General features: G+C 59.9%; 4 protein-coding genes. 1 reads left to right on the top strand and 3 read right to left on the bottom strand.

Going from position 1 to position 5,331, the window contains the following annotated elements:
• Nucleotides 1-360, bottom strand: a 360-nt coding sequence (locus QZ307_RS10640) for a sigma factor (RefSeq protein ID WP_295999684.1), incomplete at its 3' end; no start/stop codon positions are given.
• 347 nt (nucleotides 361-707) lie between these two features.
• Nucleotides 708-2,219 (bottom strand): helix-turn-helix transcriptional regulator, encoded by a 1,512-nt coding sequence (locus QZ307_RS10635; RefSeq protein WP_295999683.1) that lies wholly within the window; start codon nucleotides 2,217-2,219, stop codon nucleotides 708-710.
• Between the two features lie 195 nt (nucleotides 2,220-2,414).
• On the opposite strand from QZ307_RS10635, the gene QZ307_RS10630 reads away from it, so the two are divergent.
• Nucleotides 2,415-4,274: an FAD-binding protein gene (locus QZ307_RS10630; protein ID WP_295999682.1), complete on the top strand. Its 1,860-nt coding sequence runs from the start codon at nucleotides 2,415-2,417 to the stop codon at nucleotides 4,272-4,274.
• Nucleotides 4,275-4,774: 500 nt separating this feature from the next.
• On the opposite strand, the gene QZ307_RS10625 is transcribed toward QZ307_RS10630, so the two are convergent.
• Nucleotides 4,775-5,230: an NAD(P)H-dependent oxidoreductase gene (locus QZ307_RS10625; RefSeq protein WP_295999681.1), complete on the bottom strand. Its 456-nt coding sequence runs from the start codon at nucleotides 5,228-5,230 to the stop codon at nucleotides 4,775-4,777.
• Nucleotides 5,231-5,331 lie beyond the last annotated feature (101 nt).

Below are 5,331 nucleotides of genomic sequence, written 5' to 3'. Positions count from 1 at the left end.
GGTGCGCCAGAGGCTCTTGCACTCGTTCACCGTCACGCGGATGAGCCACGCCTTCAGGCGCTCATCGGGGACGGGCAACGATGCCCGCGCGGGGCCAGTGCTGCTTGCGGCTCCGCGAACCGTGGCCGCAGCAGCGCGCTCGGCGCCTTCCGCACCCATAACGCGCTTAGCGCATTGCGCATCCGCAGCCTTAATAGGATCCACATCCTCGATCCACCTTGGGGGCTTCGTGAAAAGCTTGAGGAACACCGCCTGGGTGACGTCGTCGGCATCGGCGGCGCAGCGCGTCTGATTGAGCGCGATGCGATACACCATGTCTCCGAACTGGTCGACCGCTTGTCGGTATGCCTGCTTGTCCACGTGCTTCCCTCTTGTCCGGTTGAGGAAGCCGCTGCCGTAACGAGCGCTAGCGATCCGTCGCGGCAGCGCCTTCCAAGAAAGGCCTTTCAAGGGTAATACGTTTGGGGGCAAGCAAATGTGCGATTGTGGGAAAAATTTTTCGGGAAATGCACGAGGGCGGGGGGCGGGGGCGACTACGGGAGCAGGGGCAGAGAGCGGCTGCCGAGGTCGCGGGGTTGCGTGATCAGCAACGCAGCTGCGGGCTGCCCGAGTCCAGAGGGCCGGAGCCGGGATGACGAGGTTCCAGGGACCGCGAGATCGTCAAGATGGCTGCGGGCCGCAACACAGGACAAGAGAACGAGGCGCCCCTACCTTCTTCCTCGCACTACCCCATCAACCAGAGGCTCGCCCGTTTCTTCCGCAGAATCCGGCTTCCCCTCTCCCGCAGGCTCGTCTATAAGCGCGATGAGCTCTTCCCGCGACGAGACCTCCAGCTTCTTATAGATGTTCTTGATGTGCGTTCGAACTGTGCTATCCGAAATAAGCAGCGTCTGGGAGACGAACAGTGAGCTGTGGCCTCGCGCCAGAAAAGCAAGGATCTCAATCTCGCGCTGCGTAAGGCCATACCCCTCTCCCACCACGCGAGACCGCTCTCCGAGCTGATCGGCAATCGACCTCGCAGCTACGGGTTCGCCATCGCGTTCTTCATCGGGATAGCCCCTTATCCAGGCATACAGAGCAGGGGCAAGCGCCTGGATGCCGAAATAGGCCATCCATACCGTCAAAGCTACCCCGCTTAAGAAGCGCACATCATGGAAACTCGCATGCACTGTTCCAATACCACCAAGAGACACGAGGCAGTATAGTCCGTACGCAATGGCCACGATAACGCCTCCGGGAAACTCCCCTGTTCTTTCAATGGCGCTCAGCGCCGCAAACGACGCCACAATCACGGCACCGAACATCAGATGCAGCCCGAAGTCGAACAAAGCTTGAGCAGCAACCCCTTCAGCGACCATCACCCGCGCCACCAGCGCCCCCGCCGCAAGAAAGGGAATGAGCGTCTGGTAGACGAAGGGAAACAGGGGGCGCCGACGCAGCAGTTTCGCTAGGATCAGAAGCCCCGCCCCACTCACGGCAAAACCCAAAATCTGCAACCCATAGGTCTCGGCAATAAGCGCGCCGTCGACCAACACCCCCACGTATCCAAACACCAACAACCCGAGCAAAGGCGCTCCCAAGATTCCCAGTGAAGCACGAACGGTGCGCAAGAAGCCGCCGATGCCGTCGGGAGATCGCTCTTCTTCTGAGAAAGCCCCCTCGTCATCCATGCCTTCGCAATCGACATCAATTAAGGGAGCTATGCCAGCCACCACACTCAAGCAAACAAGCAATACGAGGAAAACCGCGCCGTTGCTCGTATACAAAAGCCAGCTTGCAAGTGCGGCCAGCGCCATGGCGGCTCCAAACTGGACAAGCGCCTCATCAAAAGGCAACGGCGCGTATATGCGCGCGTACAAGAGGCACAAAATGAAGCCGCCTGAACCAGCAAGCGCTCCACACAGAATCGCCAGCTGATCGGGCATAGACGACAAGGACGTTACAAGCGCAAAAGCAAGCGTTCCCGCAATGAAGCCTATAGCTCCCAGAGACGCCGAGTGGCTCAATTCGAAATCCCTTCCAAGAAGACGAAGGGCAACATAGAGCGCAGCGCTACAACAGGACGTGACCAACGCCGCGCAGGTAAAAGCGTTGAAACCGTCGGAAACACCAACCACGTGAAGGTAGGGAATGCCCGAAGGCGCAAATGAGAGGGAGACCGCGAGAAACGCCGCAAACGACCACTGGCGCGCGCAGAGCTCCCAGCTTCTTTCTCCCATGCGCACCCACCCTTTCGCAAGACTCCCCTTCCGCCCACAACTATAAAGTTCCTGGCCGAACGGAGGAATACCCAATTTCGTCCAGCGGCTCTGAACTGGAAATACGTCTTTCTGACGATAGATTTCGACCAGCGGCACCGATAAGGTGCAGGGCAGTGGGATCAACCCACTATGGATATCAAGTCAGGAGGGATCATGGAAAAAAGCACGTTTTTGGACCGGCGCGGCTTCCTCAAGGGAGCCGCTGTTGCAAGCGCGGCCGCCGCTGCAGCCAGCCTCACCGCCTGCGCGCCCGGCGCCACTTCCTCGTCCGAGGCATCCGCGGCATCCACTAATGCCAACGCGGAGGCCCTTGCCGACACGGGAAGCATTCCCAGCGGCTATGTGTGCGTTGACGACTGGTTGGGCGCAGCCCCATCCATTGCCGATGATGAGATCGTTGAGACCATCGATGTCGACGTTGTCGTACTGGGCGGAGGACACGCGGGAACTCAGGCCGCCCTGGGAGCAGCCCAGGGAGGAGCCTCGGTAGCCGTCATCGAGATTCAGCCCGAGGAAACCTTCAACTGCTTCGGCGACGATATCTGCGCCTACAACTCGCAGTTCATGATCGACCACGGTTACGGACCCTACGACACTGGCGAAATCATCGCCGAGTACCACCGTCGCAGCGGAGGCCGCGCCAACCCTCAGATAATCAGTCTCTTCGTTGAAAACTCCGGCGAAATGTTCGACAACCTCATGGCCGTGACCCCCGACACGAGCAACGTATTCGAACTGGCGCCCGACAATGCAATTATCCAGATTGCTCATGGCAAAGACTCCGGGGCAGACTACCCCATCGAGCTGAGCGGTTACAAAGCCTGGGCATCGACCCTGCAAACTATCGGCTCCTTTAACCCCACAACGCCCATTGAAGGACGCGAGGAAGTAAGCCGCCTGACCGAGCTTGAAACCTACTGTCGCTGGGCGGCCGAGGAGCTGGGAGCCCAATGGTTCTGGGAGCACTCCGCGACGGTACTCGACCAGAACGAGCAGGGTGACGTTGTCGGCGCCATCGCCCAGGGGCCGGACGGCTATCGCCGCTTCAACGCCGCCAAGGGCGTCATTCTCTGCACGGGCGACTTCTCCAGCAACGCCGATATGGTGTACAACCTGCTGACCGATGTGACCGAATGGGGCATGCGCGTCGAGCAAGACCGTTCGGAAATGACGGGCATGGGACGCGATGGCGTCGGCCTGAAGCTGGGCTGCTGGGCCGGGGGCATGATCGAGCCTCAGCCGCGACCGGCGCAGAACTTCGCTATGTGGATGCCTCCGGGGCCCTGGGGCACCACGCCGTTTCTGTACCTCAACGCCCAAGGCAAGCGATACGTCAACGAGGCCATGGCCCAGATGCTCGCCCCGGCCACCTTCCGCCAGCCCCTCGGCATTTTCACCGCTATCGCTGACGCCAACTACATGGACTCCGTAAAGCTTGCCAGCGTAGACCACGGCGCACCCAACTGGGGCGTGCCCGACGTCGTAGAAGAAATGAACCAGGCCATCCAAAACGTCGAGGTTGGCAACCCCGAAGGCGGCGATGTGCAAGACGTCTCCATGTATATCCTTACCCGCCGTCAGACAACCCAGGTTTACGCTGCCAACACACTCGAGGAGCTTCTCGGCTTCCTTGGCTACGAAGGCGACGCACTGCAAACGGCGCTTGCAAGCATCGACCGCTACAACGAATTGTGCGAGGCCGGTGTCGATAGCGATTTTGGCAAGGATGCCCACTTGCTGCTTCCCATCAAGACGCCGCCGTTCTACGGCGCGGTACGCACCAACGACGGACGCGTATCCGCCGGCCTCGTCACCATGGCGGGACTTGTCACCGACGAGCACCTCAACGTGCTTCAGAGCGACCACACGACCCCCATCAAGGGACTTTACGCAGCAGGCAACTGCCTGGGACAGCGTTACGGCAATGCGTACGCAACCCCTTCCGCCGGTAACTCCATGGGCATGGCGATGACCCATGGACGTGTGGCCGGCAAAATCGTAGCAGCCCTCTAACCACACGACGCGCTTCGTAAGCCCTCCCTTCTACCCCTGGCAGCTCCGTCCCACTCCGCTGCCAGGGGTGCTTTGCCTTAAGGCGAGGCAAGGCGGGTCACCCGCACGGGCATGGAGGGCCGCCGCACTCACAAAAGGAAGCAACCAAATTTCACCTCCTAGCAACTCAGAAGCATGGTCAATCAGGGCGTGTTTTCCATCGGCGACTCCGTTTTGGCTGGTTTTTGGTCAATCGGGCCGTGGTTTCCATCGATTCGGTGGTCAAATCCAAGGCGTTTTCCATCATGCGAAAAAGCACCTGGCGTTTGTCCAGTTCAGAGCGTTGACCAGCGATGCTCTCACGAGCGCCCGCAGGGAAATCGATGGAAAACGCAGGCTAATTGACCAGAAAATGCCTTTTTTCGCGACGAGGATGGAAACCGCAGCGTGATTGACCACGCTCGCGAGGCTCGGATGGAAGACGCAGCCCAATTGGCCATTCTGGCCGGCATGAGTTACATTTACAGCCGCGCCCCCAACTTCCGTGCCTCGGCATCCGAGGTAGCCATGCCCTCGTAATCCATGCCGTACAGGCCGGCGAAACGGCTCATGGTGTACTCGCCCCACTTCAGCATATCGGCCGAAGGTGCCGCGCCCTGGAACACGAAGAAGAGGCGCTTGCCGGATAAGCTGCCCTCGGGCACCGGGCCGTAGAAGCGATCAAGCAGGTTGCGCAGCATGCCAGACAAGTTATGCCAGTACACGGGCGACCCCATCACCAGCACATCGGCTTTGCGCACAGCGGCTAGCACCTCGTCGAACTGATCGTCCTCGCCACCGGCAAACACCTGGCCGTAGTCATAGACCTTGGTGTCGGCCAAATCAATTTGGGTGAAGGCGCGATCGCCGATCAGCTCTCGGCCCATACGGGCGGTGTTGCCGTTCTTTTCTCCGCCGTTGATAAACAGGATGTTCATGAGAGTCCTTTCGTTTCGAGCCCTTTCAAAGGGCGGTTTGCAAATAGGTTGGGTTGGGTTGGGTTGGGTTGGGTTGGGTTGGGTTGGGTTGGGTTGGGTTG

The organism is uncultured Adlercreutzia sp. (assembly GCA_910585575.1).
Lineage (GTDB): Bacteria > Actinomycetota > Coriobacteriia > Coriobacteriales > Eggerthellaceae > Adlercreutzia.
The sequence above is the reverse complement of the archived record's forward strand: the minus strand, read 5'-3'. Positions and strand labels throughout refer to the sequence as shown.